Raw genomic sequence first — 17,066 nt, 5'->3', positions numbered from 1 at the left:
ACCCAGTTCAGCGCGCAATGGAAACAACGCATGCCGGCTGCCCGTATCGGTCTGCACGCTATTTCCGGCGGGTAACGCCTTTATGTCGTTAAGCCCGGATAATGTGCGGATTGCAGATCAGGCGCGCCGATTTCCACCGCCGCCCTGTTTGCGCATCGAAAGCCCGATCCGTTTTCTGGGTACATCCACCTCGACAACGCGCACTTTCACGACTTGCCCGGCCTTGACGACCTCATGCGGGTCCTTGACGAAGCGGTCGGCCAACTGGCTGACGTGAACCAGACCGTCCTGATGAACGCCCACATCCACAAAGGCCCCAAAGGCTGCCACGTTTGTCACGGTGCCCTCAAGAACCATTCCGGGCTTCAGATCGGTTATCTCTTCGATGCCATCCGCGAAAGTGGCCGTGACAAAGCTGGGCCGGGGGTCTCGTCCGGGTTTCTCAAGCTCGGCAAAGATATCCAGAACCGTGGGCAGGCCGAAATCTTCGGTTACGAATTGTTGTGCCCGCAACCCTTTCAAGGCCCCCTCATGGCCCATGATGTGCCTGATATCCCGCCCGCAGGCCGACACGACGCGGCGGGCGACGTCATAGGCTTCGGGATGCACCGACGACGCATCAAGCGGTTCGGCGCCGTCCCTTATGCGAAGAAACCCGGCGCATTGCTCAAAGGCACGCGGACCCAGCCCGGCAACGGACAACAGGTCCTTGCGCGATTGGAACGGCCCGTTCAGATCGCGATGGGCGACGACGGCTTCGGCTTGCGCGGGGCCCAGCCCCGACACACGCGCAAGCAAAGGTGCAGAGGCCGTGTTCAGGTCAACCCCGACCGCGTTCACGACATCCTCGATCGCGGAATCCAGGGATTGCGACAGGCGGTGCTGGTCAACGTCATGCTGATATTGCCCCACGCCGATGGATTTCGGTTCGATTTTGACCAGTTCTGCCAAAGGGTCCTGCAATCGCCGGGCGATGGACACCGCCCCACGCAGCGAAACGTCCAGATCGGGAAACTCTCGTGCTGCCAGTTCCGACGCGGAATAGACCGAAGCCCCCGCTTCGGACACTACTACCTTGGTCGGTGCTTTTACCGCCTTGGGGAGCAGAGCCAAAGTATCTGCAACCAACCGTTCGGTTTCGCGGCTCGCTGTTCCGTTTCCGATGGCGATCAGTTCAATCTGGTGGGCCGAGATCAGGTTTAGGATGGTAGCCTGCGCTCCGCGCAAATCGTTTTTGGGTTGGAAGGGATACAGCGTGTCAGTGGCCACGACCTTGCCCGTTGCGTCAACCACCGCCGCTTTTACGCCGGTGCGGATGCCGGGATCGAGGCCCAAAGTGGCCTTGGCACCCGCCGGAGCAGCATACAGCAAGTCCTTGAGGTTGCGTGAAAAGACCTGAATTGCCTCGTCCTGTGCCCGACTGCGCAGTTCGGCCATCAGTTCGACCATCATCGACAGCGAAAGCTTGACCCGCCAGGTCCACCCGGCCACCTTGCGCAACCAGGCATCACCCGGCCCTTGGCCACGGGTCTGCAAATGCGCGGCCACGATGGATTCGGCCCGGGCTGCCCCGAACTCCGGTTCCGGCGCGATATCAAGTGAAACAATGCCTTCTTTTGACGCCCGCAGCATTGCCAAAGCCCTATGCGATGGAACATCCACCCATCGTTCGGAATGGTCAAAATAATCACTGAACTTGGCGCCTTCCTTTTCTTTCCCGTCGACAACTCTTGCACTGAGCAGCGCGTCGCGCTGCATGAAGGCCCGCAACTCACCCAGCAGTGTCGCATTTTCCGTTAATCGTTCGGTCAGAATGTCCCGCGCGCCGTTCAGCGCGTCACGAGGGGTGGCAACGGCTTCGCTCAAGTATGCCCCGGCCAGTGTTTCCGGGTCCGCATCGCGATCGGCCAGAATGGCTTCGACCAGGGGTTCCAGCCCGTTTTCACGCGCGATCATCGCCTTGGTGCGCCGCTTGGGCTTGTAAGGCAGATAGATGTCTTCCAGCTGGGCCTTGGTTTCTGCCCGAGCTATCGATTTACTCAGATCTTCGGTCAGCTTCCCCTGTTCTTTTATCGACTTCAGGATGGTTTCCCGCCGTGCCTCAAGCTCACGCAGATAGGTCAAACGTTCGGACAGAAGGCGCAATTGGGTGTCGTCCAACCCACCGGTTGCTTCTTTCCGATAGCGGGCGACAAAAGGAACCGTCGCTCCGTCGTCCAATAGATTGATCGCAGCACCGACCTGATCGGGACGTGCATTGATCTCGGTGGCTATGGTGCGGGCGATACGGTCCAAGGGGGCCTCCTGAAACGGCAGTGGAAGGGCTTCTTAACCAGCCGTTTCAGCAAGGGAAAGTCCCTTGTACCGGTCCGTCCAAAGGCATCAGCGGATAGCAACTGTTTTCGCGGCTATTCGACGCTTCTGAGCCATTGAAAGGAAACACCAGCCTGCAAGGGCCTCACCCCCACGGCATCAGCCCGCAATACCCGGTGCGTGCGCTTACATTATGCGCCATTTGCGCCAGCGTCGTAAGGTCCAAGACCGGCAGTTTCAGGTTTTCCTGAATGCGTTTTGCATAAGGGGGAAGATCCGTGCATTCCAATACCACGGAGCGTATTTCGGGCGTATCGCGCTTCAGCCTGTGCGCAGCGTCCAGCACTTCGGCCTCGATCAGATCTGTGTCCATACGGGTGCGCGCGTTGCGCAGGATGACTTCGGCAAACTCGCTGGTGTGTTCCAGACCCTGTACGGCCACCGGAACGCCCCCTGCTCCAACGCCTTCGAAATGGCGTTGCGTCAGCGCTGACGAATCCGCTGTTATCACCCCGACCGGTGCGCTGGCCCCGGTCATGTGAAAGGCCAATGGCACTTGTATCAGGCTCGAAGCGAAGACAGGCACCGATACGGCCGCGGCCAACTCTTTTTGGAACAGGGCGAGAAACCCGCAACTTCCGGTAATGGCGCGTACGCCTTCAGCCTCAAGCCGTTGCGCGCCTTTAATGAATGGGTTCAGCAGATCAGGCGTCGGATTGTTCAGCAGCGTTGGCACCGTGACGCCATCTATCATCTCGTACAGCACCGGGAACGGCAGGCTGGAAGGGTTCTTGATATGACCGGGAGGTTTGGGAAAATAGCTTTCCAGACACAAAACCCCGATTGAGGCTCCGCAGATATTCTGTCCACCCTGATAGATCGGCATGATTGGGTAATCCTTCTTAGAAACGGTGGTTGTTACGCGTCAAAATCGCGACAAGGCGATTGAATCCAATGGGATGTTGAGGCGCTGCCCAGACACCAGATCAGCCACCAGCTCGCCGGTTTTGGGGGCCATCATCAAACCGTAATGGGAATGACCAAAGGCGGTGAACAGGCCCTTGTGCCCCTCAACCGGACCGATCGCAGGCAAACTGTCGGGAAAAGACGGGCGTCGGCCCATCCAGAACTGTGTATCCGAGGTGTTCAGATCCGGCATCATTGCGCGGGCCTGTGCGGTCAGAAGCGACTGTTTGCGTGGATCTGGCGGCGCGTCGATGCTGCCGAATTCGGCCGTGCCCGCCACGCGCAGACCGTCCTGCATTGAACTGGCCACCACCTTGGCGTCCACGTCCATCACCGAGTTTTCCAGGCTGGCAGAGGGGGTCGGGAATTGGACATGGTATCCACGCTCGGCCACCAGTGGCACGGGCAAACCCAAGGGTTTCAGCAACCCGGCAGACCAAACACCGGCGGCCAGCACGACAGTATCGGCGTGAAGCGCGCCGGCCGACGAGGTCAAATGCCATTGGCCGTCTTCCGTGCGCTTTAGTTCTTTGACTTCTGTCCGCACGAACTCGGCGCCTTGTTGACGGGCCTTGTCGGCCAAAACCGCACCAACCCGGCCAGGAGACGTGACCCGCGCCTGTCCCTTGATCAGGATCGCAGCCTTGAAATCTCTGGATAACGCAGGTTCGATCCGGCGCAATTCTGGTCCGTCGATCCGCTCTAGATGTCCGCCTTTTTCCTGCCGGATCAGATATCCCAATTCTTTCAGGTCAGCCTGATCCGGGTTGCGAAACGCGTGGACATAGTTGGAATCAACAATAAGGTCTTCGTGCCCGGTATTTTGCAGATGTCTTCGGTACAGATCTATCGAAGGGCGGCACAGCACCTCCATTGCGTCCGAGATATTGCGTACGGATTTCACGCTTGAATTCTTCAGGAACCTCAGGCCCCAGGGTATCATCCTGGGCCAGAACGCAGGTCTGACGGTCAACGCGCTTTTCGGGTCCAACAGCATCCCGGGGATCGTTTTCCAGATACCCGGCGTGGCCTGTGGAATGACCGACCAGGGCGAGACGACACCGGCATTGCCGAACGATGTCTCCTGCCCCGGTTCTCCACGGTCGATCAGACGCACGGCAATACCGCGCTCCTGCAACGAGAGCGCACAGCACAGACCGACGATCCCGGCGCCGATGATGGTCACTTGTTCAGGCATGTCAGACCGTTGCTTGAATTCGGCTGCGGGCGATCACCTGTGTGATGATGACAGGAGACGCCACCGCCAATGCGATCAGGTCAGCCGTCAGCGTGGGCGCCACGAAGATAACCCCGGCAATGGCCATCAGGATGCGCGACACGAGGTTGAGTGGCTGCAACCAATACCCCACGACCGCTGCCGAAAGGGCGATGACACCGGCGATACAGCTGGCGGCGGTATAGGTGAATTCCCAAAGATCGAACCCGGTGGAAGACACGAACAGCAAAACCGGCGCATAGACGAACGCCATTGGCGCGATGACCTTGCCCAGTCCCAGCGTAAAGGCGGACAGCCCGGTGCGGAACGGGTTGGAATTCGCAATCGCTGCCGCCGCATAGGCCGACGTACAGACCGGAGGTGTGATCTCGGAGACCACGCCATAATACAACACGAACAGATGGCTGGCGATGGGTGGAACCCCCAACTGCGCCAGCGCAGGCTGCGCCACCGAGACGAGCATGATGTACAGCGCCGTGGTCGGGATGCCGGCACCCATCAGAATGCAGACGATGGCAATAAAGACCAGCGAGATAAACAATTGCAGGTCTTCCATCGCAAACAGTTGGAAACTGCCGAACGAGATCATGTTGTAAAGATCGGATGCCAGATTGCCCGCGCCCTGCGTGACCATGAAGCCGATGCGAAAGCCGATGCCGGTAGTGTTGATGACACCCACCACGATACCAACAGCGGCGGCAGCGGCCCCCACGGCCAGCGAGTACTTTACCCCAAGTTCGACCGCGGCCAACATCTCGGGCACTTCTATCCGTTTCTGCGGGTTGAGCGTGGCAATCACCGACAATCCGCACAGAATCGCTGTCATGGACAGGTCAAACCCACCGTCGGAGAACTTCCAAAGCACGAACGCAAGAAACGCCGCCGCGTAGATCAGTGTTGGCGGTTGCTTGATCCGCGACATGCCCGCGATAACCGCCAGCGAAATACCGCAGAAGGCCGACATGAACGGCGTGTAGCCGGTAAACAGGACGACCAACAAACCGATCAACGGAACGATATTGGCCCAACCCTCGGCCCAGACGGCCTTGAGCTGTGGCAATTGCTCTTTCGCCAGACCTTGCAGGTTCAGCTTACGCGCCATCAGGTGCACCACGGCAAAGACGCCGACATAGTGCAGGATCGCTGGAAAGATTGCCGCGATCACGATGGTGGTATAGGGCACCTCGAGGAACTCGGCCATGATGAAGGCCGCAGCGCCCATGATGGGCGGAGTGATCTGACCACCGGCCGAAGACGCGGCCTCGACTCCGCCCGCAAAGTGACCGGGGTACCCAAGGCGCTTCATGTTGGGAATTGTCAGCGCGCCGGTCGAAACGGTGTTGGCCACCGAAGAGCCCGAGATCGTGCCAAAGAAGGCCGAGGATACCACCGACACTTTGGCCGGACCGCCCGTATAGCGGCCCGCCAAAATGGTTGCGTTATCAATGAACAATTGTCCAAGCCCCGTTCGCTGAGCGATCACGCCGAACAGGACAAAGTGGAACACGATGGTCGAAACAACCCAAAGCGTCACGCCATAGATTCCTTCCTGCGGGAAGTACATCGACGACACGAAGGTTTTGAAGTTCACGCCCGGATGTTGCAGCAACCCGGGAAAATAGGGACCCATCAGCGCGTATGAGATGAATACGCAGATGATCAGCGGCAATACCCAACCCAGCGTGCGGCGCGCAATGTCCAGTACCAGAAGGATGATGATGACGCCGAGGATCACATCATAGCTGTTTGGGTTGCCCATGCGGAAGGTTTGTTCCTCGATCCCCAGGAACGGGATGCCGCGCCAGGCGAAACCAACGTAAAGCGCGGCGACGATGCCAAGCGCCATGAACACCAGATCATAAAGAGGGACGTTGCCGATGCGGAAGCGACTGACTTTGAGAGCATAGAGGCTTTTGGCCCCGACAATCGGGATCGTGGCGTAGACCAGAATGAACAGCAAAGCCAGATAGATGCCCATATGCCAGTGGTCGGCAGGCAAGCCGAACCCAGCCGTGAAGAATTCGTAGAATGCAAAGATCAGGGCGACGACACGCAACACCTTGCCTGCCGTGGGCGTGACCTGCCGGACAGCGGCGCCTTCGTCGAACTGTTCTTCGATGGCCGCCAGCTCCTCGGCCGTCAGTTCGTGGTCATCAAGTTTCTGGGTCTCGGACATGATGGCCCCCCGATTTCGCAAAATTCCAGAGTGCGGTGCCCCAAGAAGGGGCACCGACGACAGGTTTCAGTCAGGTGTGGTTATTGAAGAAGACCGGCTTCTTTATAGAACTTCTCAGCACCCGGATGCAGCGGAACACCCAGCGCCTCGACGCCGTCGAGGGCAGTATCAGGCGTGATCTGCTTGCCCTTTGCGTGGCCGTTGTCCAGCAGCTTGCGCGTGTTGTCGTTCCACAGGGCCTTGGTCAGCTGATAGACCAGATCTTCGGACAGATCCGATGACACAACCAGCATCGCGCTGACCGCAGGGGTCTTGGTTTCGGAATCGATGCCTTCATATACACCGCCCGGGATAGCGGACGGGATATAGGCAGGAATGATCTCGTTGATCTTTGCCAGATCTTCATCGCTGAAGGAATGCAGGTTCATGCCCTTGGTCGATGACAGCTGCACCATTGCGGCAACCGGCCAGCCTGCTGCGTAGAAATAGGCGTCAAGCTGACCGTCGGCCAAACGCTCGGCGCTCTGACTGTTGTTCAGCTCGGCCTCGTCCATATTGTCGCGATTGACGCCCCAGGCGTCCAGCATCTGCAAAACGGCCACCTGCGTGCCGGAACCAGCCTGGGCAATACCAACGCGCTTGCCTTTGAGATCACTCAGATCGTTGATCGTCTGACCGGCTGGCAGCACCAGGTGCAGGTCTTCCGGGAACAGGTTTGCGACGATGCGCAGTTTCGGGTGGGGTTTGCCTTCAAACTTGCCCTCACCCAGATACATCGAACGGGTTACATCTGCCGCGGCCAGGCCGGCCTCAAGCTCGCCGTTTTGCACGGCGGCATTGTTGAAGACTGACGCAGTTGTCGACTGTGCAATCGCGATCAACCCGGGCACGCCGCATTGGCCGCCCTCTTCGCAGGGGCGTGAGCCTGGAGGGGCCGAAATTCCGTTGGCGATGGTCCCGCCGATCGGGAAATAAGTGCCGCCTGCACCGCCGGTGCCGATGCGAAAAAAGGTTGGGTCCTGTGCAAACGCCGGTGCAGCCAATGCACCCGCCAAAGCCAAACCCGTCAGGCATTTCATCAATTTCATCGTAAGCTCCCAGTTGTGGATCGTTGGATTCGGTTTGTTCGAATTCTGATCCGTTCAGCCTATGGAGTTTTAGCATAAATACAAATTTGTTATATTTAACAAAATGAAAGTTTAGCTTATGTTTTAGATATGAACCTTGCTCAATTGACAGTTTTTCGTGAGGTGATGGAAACCGGGTCCATCTCTCAAACCGCGAAGAAGCTGAACCGGACACAACCCGCGATCAGCCTGGCAATCAAGAACCTGGAAAGGAGTCTGGGACTGACCTTGTTCGAACGAAAAGGCCGGCGTCTGATCCCAGTGCCAGAGGCGCATTACCTGTTGGCAGAAACCACCGGAATACTGGACAGATTATCTACGGTTTCCAGTACGATGCACGGTCTTCTTAAAGGAAATTCAGGCAGCCTGAACATTGCCGCCATGCCGGGACCGTCCATTTTTGCCTTCCCGAATTTCATAAGCCGTTCAGTTGGCGGGAATCCGGACATCCGGGTTACGCTGTCCACCCGCAGTTCGCCACAGATAATGGAACTTGCAGGCACTCAGAACATTGATTTCGGGTTTGCTGATTTCGAACACCCGGTCGGAAAGAAGCCGCAATTCACGGCAGAGATCATCAGCGGAGACTGCTTTTGCGCAATGGATCGGGACAACCCGTTGGCGCAAGAAAAGGCTGTGACGATTTCGGATCTCGATGATGTGCCAATGGGTGGACTGTATGACACCCACCCTTTTCAGAAGAAAGTGCAGCGCGCTTTTCAGATGGTTGCCGCCACTTACAAACCTAGTGTGACGTGCCAGTATTTTCTTCCGCTCATTCCGTTTGTTGGATCGGGGCAGTGCTGCTCGATTGTCGATCCGTTGACTGTTGCGACGGAACGGAAGCTGAATATCTCGCATGGCCGTGTGGTATTCCTGCCTTTCAAGGACCCCCTCAGATACGAATACGCCATCCTGTCGCCGGATCACCGCCCCCCTTCGCAATTGGCGCTGAAAATAAAAGCGGGATGGAAGGCGGAAGTTGTGTCGATGCTGGATCAGACCAACGCCAACCCGCGGACGGAAGACTTCTGAAAGACACCCGGCCGAACTTGGAAATGTGCGACAACCGGAAAAACTCAGATGACGCGCGCGACCGAGGCCTCCAGCGTCGATTTTAGCAGTTGCGGATCTATCGGTTTGTAAAACAGCGGCAGCTTTGCTTGTTTGCACTGCTGAACAAGCTCTTGTGATCGATTGGCTGAGATAATACAGCCGGGCAAATGCCCGAATTCATCCGTCAGGGCACGCATGGCGTCCGTCCCTGTTTTTCCGTTGTTCAATTGATAGTCGGCGACAACAAAGTCTGGCAGGATGCCTATTTCGCGCAGAAGGCCAATCGCTTCGCTTTCGCTTTCGCATTCCAGAACCTCGACGCCCCAGGATTCGATGGTCATGGTCAACGCGCCGCGCAGGTTTTCATCGTTTTCGATCAACAGGGCGACGGTGTTGCCCAGCACATTTAAGTTTGGTTTTTGTACCACTGAAGAGCAGAGAGAAACCTCTGGTTTCACCCGGGCCAAAGGTATTTCGACCGAAAACCCCGTGCCCTTTCCAACTTCGGAAAACAGGTGGATAGGGTGTTGTAGCAACCCGCAGGCCCGCTCGACAATCGCAAGACCCAACCCCATTCCTTCGGCGGCGCTGGCATCTGAATGCAAACGCTGAAATTCCTGAAACACGATATCTCTTTGATCTGATGCTATGCCAATGCCCGTATCCCAGACTTCCAAAGCAATTGCGTTCTTGCGATGCCTGACACCAACAAGAACTTTGCCGGTCTCGGTGTACCGGATCGCGTTTGACAGCAGATTCTGCAATATACGCCGAAGGTAACTGGCATCGCTTGTGACCAGAGCCTTTGTGTCAACAAAACGCAAACTCAAACCCTTGGCCTGGGCGACGGGCTTGAATGCGTCTTCCATCTGCAAGAAAAGCTCGCCCACCGACACTGTGGACAGATGCGCCTTGGCCCGCCCGGAATCCAGCTTTGAGATGTCCAGCAGGGCTTCGAGAATGTGTTCGACACTGTTCAGGGCGCTTTCTGCTTTTGCTGCAACGGTCCGGGCGGTGTCAGTGTCCAAACCGCTGCCCAGTGACGCAACATAGAGCTTTGCAGCAGACAGAGGCTGCAACAGGTCATGGCTGGCGGCGGCCACAAAACGCGATTTTGACGCGTTCGCCCGTTCAGCCTCGTTCAGCGCATCCGCAAGCTCCATTGTGCGTGACGCCACACGTTGTTCCAAAAGTTCCTTGGCTTCATACAAGGCCTGCGCAGACCTCCGTTCCGCAGTTACATCGGTAAAGGAAATCACAAAGCCCCGGTCTGGCATTTCCTGCGCAAAGACCGACAGGATTTTCGATCGCCCCTGATGCATCTGGAACTGAAGAGGGCGGCGGTAGGTTGGTCGGCTGACCCAATCCAGCAGATCCGCCTCGGTTATGCCTTTCTGAAAGCTGATGTTGTCGCCCAGGCGATTGGACAGGGTTTCAAACCGCATGCCCATCTGAAACTGAGTGATCGGTATGGCCAAAAGCTCGCTTGCGCGGGTGTTCCACCCGATCATGCGGTGCTTGTTGTCAAAGATACAGACGCCCTGATCGATATGTTCAAGCGTGGCGCGGATCAGCCGCGCCTTGTCGTCAAGAATGCGATCCCTTTCTTGCCGTTCGATCCGCATGATATCTGTCACGTCGGTTTGCAGGATCACGGTGCCCCCGTCTGGCGTGCGGTGTTCTGACACTTGCGTCCACCGATTGCCCGAAAGACGAACATTGAACACCACGTGGTCATCTGCGTGACGATCCAGACGGCTTTTGGCCCAGTCCTCTGGGGTCATTGTCTCTGGCAAGGACAGGAACCTGGATCGGCTGACCAGTTCCACGTAGTCGGCAAAACACAAGCCGGGGTTCAGCTGTTCCTGAATATCGGGCATATGCATCCCGAACCTGCTGTTGCACAGCACCAGTTCTTCGTCACGATTGAACAGGGCAAAGCCTTCCTGCACCGTTTCGATCGCATTTGCCAAATCTGCGCGCGCTGCTTCGGTTTCCTTGTTGGCCTGCGCCAACCTGGCGTTGGAGTCATTCAGAAGTTCAAGCGCGCGCTCAAGGTCATCCGTTCGGGCGCGAACCTCTTGTTCAAGCACCGCCGCCCGTTGGAACTGAGCATAAGCCGCGCCAGAGGCATTGGTGGATTCTTCGACCCGCCGCATCAGGGCTTCGGCAATTTTCCTGAGTTTTTCGTTCTGACGTTCAAGGGAGTCCGAGGGGTCTGTGAGATGCTCGATCATACCTTACTCTTTCTCGGGCGGGTATATCGCCACGCCGGTCAGGGTCTGGTTCACATGGATCGAATTGAATTGCTCTCCATAGGTCGAGAAACCGACCACGTGATGGCGAGACAGGATGTCCGAGATCGCGTGCGTCTTCTGCTTTTGCTGGGCCTCCAGCCGGCGAAGGATGCAGTCACAACCCAAAATGGTGTCGGGTTGCTGCTTCTCGGTCAACAGGCTGATTTCTTCCTGTAGATGTTCAACCATGTCCCGAGGTTCTGCCAGCGTCAGGACCAAGCCTTCGTCAATCGCCGAAAAAAAGACGAGATCGCCATTTCCCGCTACCTGCTGGATCGCGCGGACATGGTGTTGCCCGCCTATTTGCACAACGACTGGATGGGCCGCGAATGTGAATGTGGTGAGCTGTTCCGGGTCTTTGCCGAGAATACGGGCGTATTCGCGGGCAGCGGGTTCGGCATTGATTTCCTGAACGATGCGTTTTGCCGGGTCTGCCTTGGTCACGACCATGCGATAGGCGGTGGGCAGAAGGTGATCGGTCTTGAACACCTTGATCGGACACCGCGTGCGAACCTGCGTGAGTACGGCTGCGTTGCTTCTTGCCTGCCCCTGATACAGAACATAAGTGCGCCCGAATTTGGTTCCATCCCCGGCCGAACCGCCGAACAATGGCACCGGCCCCAGCCCCACAGCCAATTCCGACGTCAGTTCATCTTCTTTTGTCGACAACCCGTCAATCATCAGGAACGTGAATTCATGGCTCCAGTCGGGTGCGTTCGCCATCATCGTATTTCTGTTGTGGATCATCTCTTTGATGATGCTGTCGGACTCGAATTCGTTCAGATCCGGAACAAGAACCGTGCGTATGTCGAAATGGGATTGCGGCAGGCCGATCGCGACGATCTGATCTTCGCAATACCCACTATCCGCCAGCTCTCCGGCGGTGGTGCAACCAACAATCGGGGTCGGCGCAAAGGCGCGCTCGGCATCCGCGATCACCACGGATGCATCGGCGTTCGGGCTGACAAAAAGAATGACAAGCGCAAGTGGGTCATCACCCAACTGGCGTCTGAGGGTCTCGATCGACTGCCCGGTGTCGTGGCGTGCAAAAGCCGTTTTGACGATGCCTGGCGTGCGGGCCCGGGCTGTTGCCCACCCGACTGCTTGGTCCATCGTGCCTCCTCCCTAAAAGCGCGACGATGACGTGAGAGTATGACGCTTAGCCTTGGTCTTGCAAGACACTGGCAAAGGACGCTTTCTTGACGATCAGAACCGCCTGCGTACGACTTTGAACACCCAGTTTTCGCATTATTGCTGTCACGTGCGCTTTGACCGTCGTTTCCGCAATCGACAAGTCATAGGCGATTTGCTTGTTCAGTTTGCCTTCACAGATCAGTTGCAGGATGCGCGCCTGTTGATTTGTCAGTGTCGCCAGTCGTTTGACCGCTTCGTCGTGTTCGTCCTCTTCCTCTGTGTCAATCAAAACACAGCCCTCTGGCACGAAAACGTCACCGGCGTGCACTGTCTCGAATGCAGTGCGGAACACGTCGCGCTGACTGTGCTTGGGGACATAGCCTGATGCGCCGGCCTGTATCACCTGGCTGACAACGCGGTTGTCCGTCAGCGACGACACTACGATCACCGGTGCGTTTGCGGCAGCCTTCAAGCGGATCAAACCTTCCAGGCCGTCCACATCCGGCAAATTGAGATCCAGCATGACCGCATCGGGTTTCAGCCCACTTGCCAGCAGATCCAAGGCGTCCTCCAGCCGGTCTGCCGTATGGATTTTCCGGATCTGAGCCACACTTTGCAAGGTCATCGACAAGGCGTCGCAAAACAATGGATGGTCATCAACGATCAGCACGTTTTCGAAATTATTGCGCGCGGCGGATTCAGCAAGCATCTGGTATAGCCTTTTGCATTCAAATGGTCTCCAGCCTAACCAATCCTAGCGATGAATGAAAACCACGCATACTGGCGGAAGGTCGTATAGTAACGCGCACCCCGGATCAGGGGTACGCGTCAGGGTTTTGTCGGATCCCGGATCAGTTCGCCGAAGCCAGTTCCTTTGGCAGGCGGAAGATCCACAAGGTACCACCCTGGTTCAGATAGTTGACCTTCTTGGCCACCTCACCCCCCCAGAGCGGTGCAGTGCCGCCCCAGCCGGAAATGATCGCGACATATTGTTCACCATCCTGTTCCCAGGTCACAGGCTGCCCGACGATGCCCGAGCCGGTCTGGAACGACCACAGCTTCTCGCTGGTCTCGTCGTCCAGCGCGATAAACTCACCTTCAGGCGTGCCAAAGAACACCAGGCCACCGGCTGTCGTCATCACGCCTGACCACAGCGGCGCGTTGTTCTTGTATCCCCATTCCCATTCGCCGGTATCCGGATCGATGGCCTTGATAGACCCAATGTGATCTTCGTAGTTGGGCTTGATCGTAAAGCCTGCGCCCAGATAGGCGGCACCCTTCTTGTACGAGATCGGCTGGTTCCAGATATCCATGCCCCATTCGTTCGACCGTACATAAAAATTGCCGGTACGTTGCGAAAAGGACATCGGCATCCAGTTCTTGCCGCCAAGGAAAGAAGGCGATGCAAAGATCACTTCACCCTTCTTGTCATCAGCCGCTGACGACGGATCCCCTGAGCGGTTTTCTTCGACAAAGACCGGTCGGCCGGTCTCATCCACGCCGGACGCCCATGTTATGTCTTTGACAAACGGATTAGCCGATACATAGGCACCGTCTTCGCGGTTCAGAAAATAGAAATACCCGTTGCGATCGGCGGTTGCGTAACGCTTGTTTCCTTCACGGTCGGTATAGGCAACAACCTCGTTTACACCGTCATAGTCCCAACCTTCGCGCGGCGTGGTCTGGAAATGCCACTTGATTTCGCCGGTTTTCGGATCGATTCCGATGCGGCTGGCCGCATAAAGGTTGTCTCTGGCGTTACCTTCCGTCGGCGTGCCCGCATTGTGCAGCCACGAGTTCCACGGCGCCGGGTTTCCGACCCCGAAAACAAGCGTATCCGTGTCCGCGTCATAGGAACCACCCAGCCAGGTTGCGCCACCGCCGGTCTTCCACATGTCGCCGGGTCACGTCGCATTCAACTCGCCCGTCATGGTGCTTTCTTCATCGTTCAGCGTCTCCTTATGGCCTTCTATGACCGGGCGTTCCATACCGGATCACCGGTGTTCACGTCCCGTGCCTGCACAGCGCCAACGATGCCAAACTCACCACCGGAATTTCCGGTGATCACCAGCCCGTCAACGATCAGCGGAGCTGCGTTGTAAGAATACGCCGCCTTGTAGTCCGCGCTTTTATCACGCCGCACGACGTCGCCGGTGTCTTTGTTCAGGGCCACAATCCGGGCATCAAGGGTGCCGAAAATCACCTTGTCGCCGTAGATGGCGGCACGCCGGTTCACCACGTCACAGCAAGGCAGAATGCCTTCGGGCAGGCGCGCCTCGTATTGCCAGACCTCTTTGTCGGTTTCCAGATCAATTGTATAAAGGCGCGAATACGATCCGGTGATATACATCATGCCGCCATAGATCAGCGGCTTGGTTTCCTGCCCGCGCTGTTTTTCGCCACCAAGGCTGAACGCCCAGGCCGGCAACAGGTTCTTGACGTTGTCTTTGTTCAGCATGTCCAACGGGCTGTAGCGCTGCAAATGGCGTCCCATCCCGTTTGTCACGACCTGGGTCGTAATTGACTGGTCGTTGGCCAGATCGTCCTCGGTAACTTCTGCATGGGCCGTGCCCACTGCAATCACGCTTGCAACTGCCGCCATTGTGAACCGGTTCATCGGTGTCCTCCCTAGACTTGTGTCTTCCCTCCGCACCGAATCGCCGACAGGTCAGAGCTGTTGGCACGGCAACTATTCGCAGGCGGGTCTGTCGGCGAAATTGCACAATGGTCGTGGGGGCAATTCGCGCATTTCATCCGGGCTCCACACTCATGGTTTCGGCGGCACCAGCGGTGACTTATCGGACCACTTTCGGGCATCTGTCGCAACGGTTTGCGACGCGGCGCCGATCCTTCTCCCGGACGAACATGATCTTGATACGGTTGCGCCATTTGGCCCTGCACGTGTCGTTCGGAACGGGTCTGTCCCGCGACGTCCCGCCCAGAATGCAGGGATATGTTTCCTTGACCTTTCCGGCCGCCCAAAAATCTACCGACCACCATTGCCGCTGAAATTCAGAAGCTTGATTCAGTTTCCGGCGTCGATTTCAGAGCTGACCCAAGGTTCGGTTCCGCCCTTGACGAATTCCGCGTGGCGCGGGCGCGAGTCCACCAGGGCGTTGGCGAACAACTCCTGTGTTTCAGTATCGATCCAATGAGCCATATTGATGGTCTCGGACGTGGTGACAGCGATCGTGCCGTCTGGTGAGACCGCCATCCCTTCCGGCTCGATACTCACGTCTATCTGGGCAATTACGGTCCGCGATACCGTGTCGACGACAGTTGTTATCGCGTCATCTTCGTTGGCGATGTACAGATGACGATCATTCGGGTGCAAAACGAACTGTTTGGGGTCTTCGCCCGACGGCAGATCATAAAGGACTTCTCCGGTTTCAGGATCCATGACCTGCACCGAGTCATTATCTGACGCGCAGATGTAGAGAACCGAGTAGTCCTTGGAAAATGTGATCCCGCGTGGTCGTTCTCCGGTTTTAAGGGTGCGGATCACTTCAAACGTTTCGATATTGATCACGCTGAGCGTGTCGTCTTTTTCATTGCTGATCCAAATCTCGTCCGAAACCGCCGGAGTGCAAAATGCAGCAGCGGCCAAAAAGACGGAAAACTCTATCTTTAGTCCTCGCTAAAGGCCGTGCACAGGCATTCGGCCTGGTCAATTCCCAGAGTGTCCAGTTCAGTCCTGTGGTGCAGGAAACCCGCGAGCGGTGCGAGGGCCACGACCGCTCGATCCGTCATCAGCGGGATGGGTTGGCGCAACTGACTGTTCCAGGCGCGGAAACTCATCGCCCGGCCCTTGAAGCCTGCCAGTTCAAATTTTTCCAACAGAATGTAGTCCCGCAGAACCGCGGGATCGCCAGATTGCGTTCGGGCCACGGCCTCGCCCAAGGACCGAAACGCAGCCCATGCCGCATAGTCGATTGGCCTCATCGACCGGCCTGCTTAACCGGCGAACCGGCTCTGCAACTGAACCGCGCCCCATTGCTCGACCACAGGCGACCACGTGACCGGTCGCAACCCTTCCGAACCTGCGACCGGCCTGGGTTCCCATGTGTTGAACGGTATATATCTTGCGAAGTCGCCCAACTCATCCGCGACCAACGTGACATCGTAGTCCACGAAATCCTGTGTGAAAACAGGAACTTCCTGCGCCGCATTGTGCCTCATGTCAGCATCGAAACGCCAGGTCTTTTCCGCCCGAATTTCCAGTCCGAATTTGGTCAGGGACAGTTTCTTTGCGTCAGCAAAGGCCATGTCCGACAGGTGTTCTCCGGCGACCAGAACCAGATCGTCCCAGCGCCTTTTGACCAGAAATTGTGCCAGAGCGTTCGCGCGCATCGCATCGGACGGCATGGTGTGCAGCAGGTTGGCACGGCTAGGCGGTATGTCTTAAGTCGCGGTCGCGGGCAGACGCGTTGAGCAAGATGGTGTCGGCGGCCTCGGGAAGATCAGCGACCGCCAGTTGCGCCTGCGCCGGAGCGTCCAATATCAGGAAGCTTGTCTGGGACAAGGCCCGGCGCGCCGTATCAAGCCAATTCCCGTCTTCCGGGACGGTCAAAACTGTCAGTTCATACGTGTGGCCCAGAAACTTGGCCGTTGTCAGGTTGTCTGACAAAGCCAGTTCTGCACCTGCCGTGCCCAGATCGTCGGGCAAAGGGTCAAGGTTCGACAAAACCGGTGGTCGTCTGACCTGTTGATGAAGATAGACAGCAGATACAGAGACCTCAGCTGCAGCAACCATTGGCAAC

General features: G+C 57.2%; 12 protein-coding genes and 2 pseudogenes. 1 reads left to right on the top strand and 13 read right to left on the bottom strand.

Annotated features, from left to right (window positions below; genetic code table 11):
* Positions 1-117 precede the first annotated feature (117 nt).
* The 5 genes from GS605_RS08755 to GS605_RS08735 all read right to left on the bottom strand — a co-directional run bounded on the left by GS605_RS08755 (position 118) and on the right by GS605_RS08735 (position 7,780).
* Entirely contained in the window at positions 118-2,295 is a 2,178-nt protein-coding gene (locus tag GS605_RS08755; protein WP_171723727.1) for a Tex family protein, read from the bottom strand.
* Between the two features lie 163 nt (positions 2,296-2,458).
* On the bottom strand, positions 2,459-3,199 hold the full coding sequence (locus tag GS605_RS08750) for an aspartate/glutamate racemase family protein (RefSeq protein WP_171723726.1): 741 nt from the start codon (positions 3,197-3,199) through the stop codon (positions 2,459-2,461).
* Between the two features lie 39 nt (positions 3,200-3,238).
* Positions 3,239-4,477 carry an FAD-binding oxidoreductase gene (locus GS605_RS08745; RefSeq protein WP_171723725.1) on the bottom strand — a complete coding sequence of 413 codons (1,239 nt, stop codon included), beginning with the start codon at positions 4,475-4,477 and terminating at the stop codon, positions 3,239-3,241.
* A gap of 1 nt (position 4,478) precedes the next feature.
* On the bottom strand, positions 4,479-6,692 hold the full coding sequence (locus GS605_RS08740; RefSeq protein WP_171723724.1) for a TRAP transporter fused permease subunit: 2,214 nt from the start codon (positions 6,690-6,692) through the stop codon (positions 4,479-4,481).
* A gap of 80 nt (positions 6,693-6,772) precedes the next feature.
* Positions 6,773-7,780: a TAXI family TRAP transporter solute-binding subunit gene (locus tag GS605_RS08735; protein WP_171635979.1), complete on the bottom strand. Its 1,008-nt coding sequence runs from the start codon at positions 7,778-7,780 to the stop codon at positions 6,773-6,775.
* Between the two features lie 144 nt (positions 7,781-7,924).
* On the opposite strand from GS605_RS08735, the gene GS605_RS08730 reads away from it, so the two are divergent.
* Positions 7,925-8,854, top strand: coding sequence for a LysR family transcriptional regulator (locus GS605_RS08730; RefSeq protein ID WP_253283270.1), 930 nt, complete (start codon positions 7,925-7,927; stop codon positions 8,852-8,854).
* 44 nt (positions 8,855-8,898) lie between these two features.
* Here the strand turns inward: GS605_RS08730 and GS605_RS08725 are convergent, their stop codons facing one another.
* From GS605_RS08725 to GS605_RS21020, 8 genes and pseudogenes are all read right to left on the bottom strand, one after another.
* Positions 8,899-11,112 (bottom strand): PAS-domain containing protein, encoded by a 2,214-nt coding sequence (locus tag GS605_RS08725; RefSeq protein WP_171723723.1) that lies wholly within the window; start codon positions 11,110-11,112, stop codon positions 8,899-8,901.
* Between the two features lie 3 nt (positions 11,113-11,115).
* On the bottom strand, positions 11,116-12,285 hold the full coding sequence (locus tag GS605_RS08720; RefSeq protein ID WP_171723722.1) for an FIST N-terminal domain-containing protein: 1,170 nt from the start codon (positions 12,283-12,285) through the stop codon (positions 11,116-11,118).
* A gap of 46 nt (positions 12,286-12,331) precedes the next feature.
* The gene (locus tag GS605_RS08715) at positions 12,332-13,015 is read right to left on the bottom strand and encodes a response regulator transcription factor (protein WP_171635969.1); all 684 of its coding nucleotides are present in this window, start codon (positions 13,013-13,015) and stop codon (positions 12,332-12,334) included.
* A gap of 142 nt (positions 13,016-13,157) precedes the next feature.
* A pseudogene (locus tag GS605_RS08710) lies at positions 13,158-14,923 on the bottom strand (PQQ-dependent methanol/ethanol family dehydrogenase).
* Between the two features lie 423 nt (positions 14,924-15,346).
* Positions 15,347-15,931 (bottom strand): annotated as a pseudogene (locus GS605_RS08700) (hypothetical protein); the annotation flags it as partial.
* Positions 15,932-15,933: 2 nt separating this feature from the next.
* Entirely contained in the window at positions 15,934-16,248 is a 315-nt protein-coding gene (locus GS605_RS21030) for a hypothetical protein (RefSeq protein WP_253283269.1), read from the bottom strand.
* Positions 16,249-16,260: 12 nt separating this feature from the next.
* On the bottom strand, positions 16,261-16,671 hold the full coding sequence (locus tag GS605_RS21025; RefSeq protein ID WP_253283268.1) for a hypothetical protein: 411 nt from the start codon (positions 16,669-16,671) through the stop codon (positions 16,261-16,263).
* Positions 16,672-16,693: 22 nt separating this feature from the next.
* A complete protein-coding gene (locus GS605_RS21020) occupies positions 16,694-16,990 on the bottom strand; it encodes a hypothetical protein (RefSeq protein WP_253283267.1) in 297 nt (98 codons plus the stop codon).
* Positions 16,991-17,066 lie beyond the last annotated feature (76 nt).

This window comes from Ruegeria sp. HKCCD7559 (assembly GCF_013110575.1).
In the GTDB taxonomy this organism is placed as follows: Bacteria; Pseudomonadota; Alphaproteobacteria; order Rhodobacterales; family Rhodobacteraceae; genus Ruegeria.
Note: the sequence above shows the minus strand (reverse complement) of the source record. Positions and strands in the feature narration are given on the sequence as shown.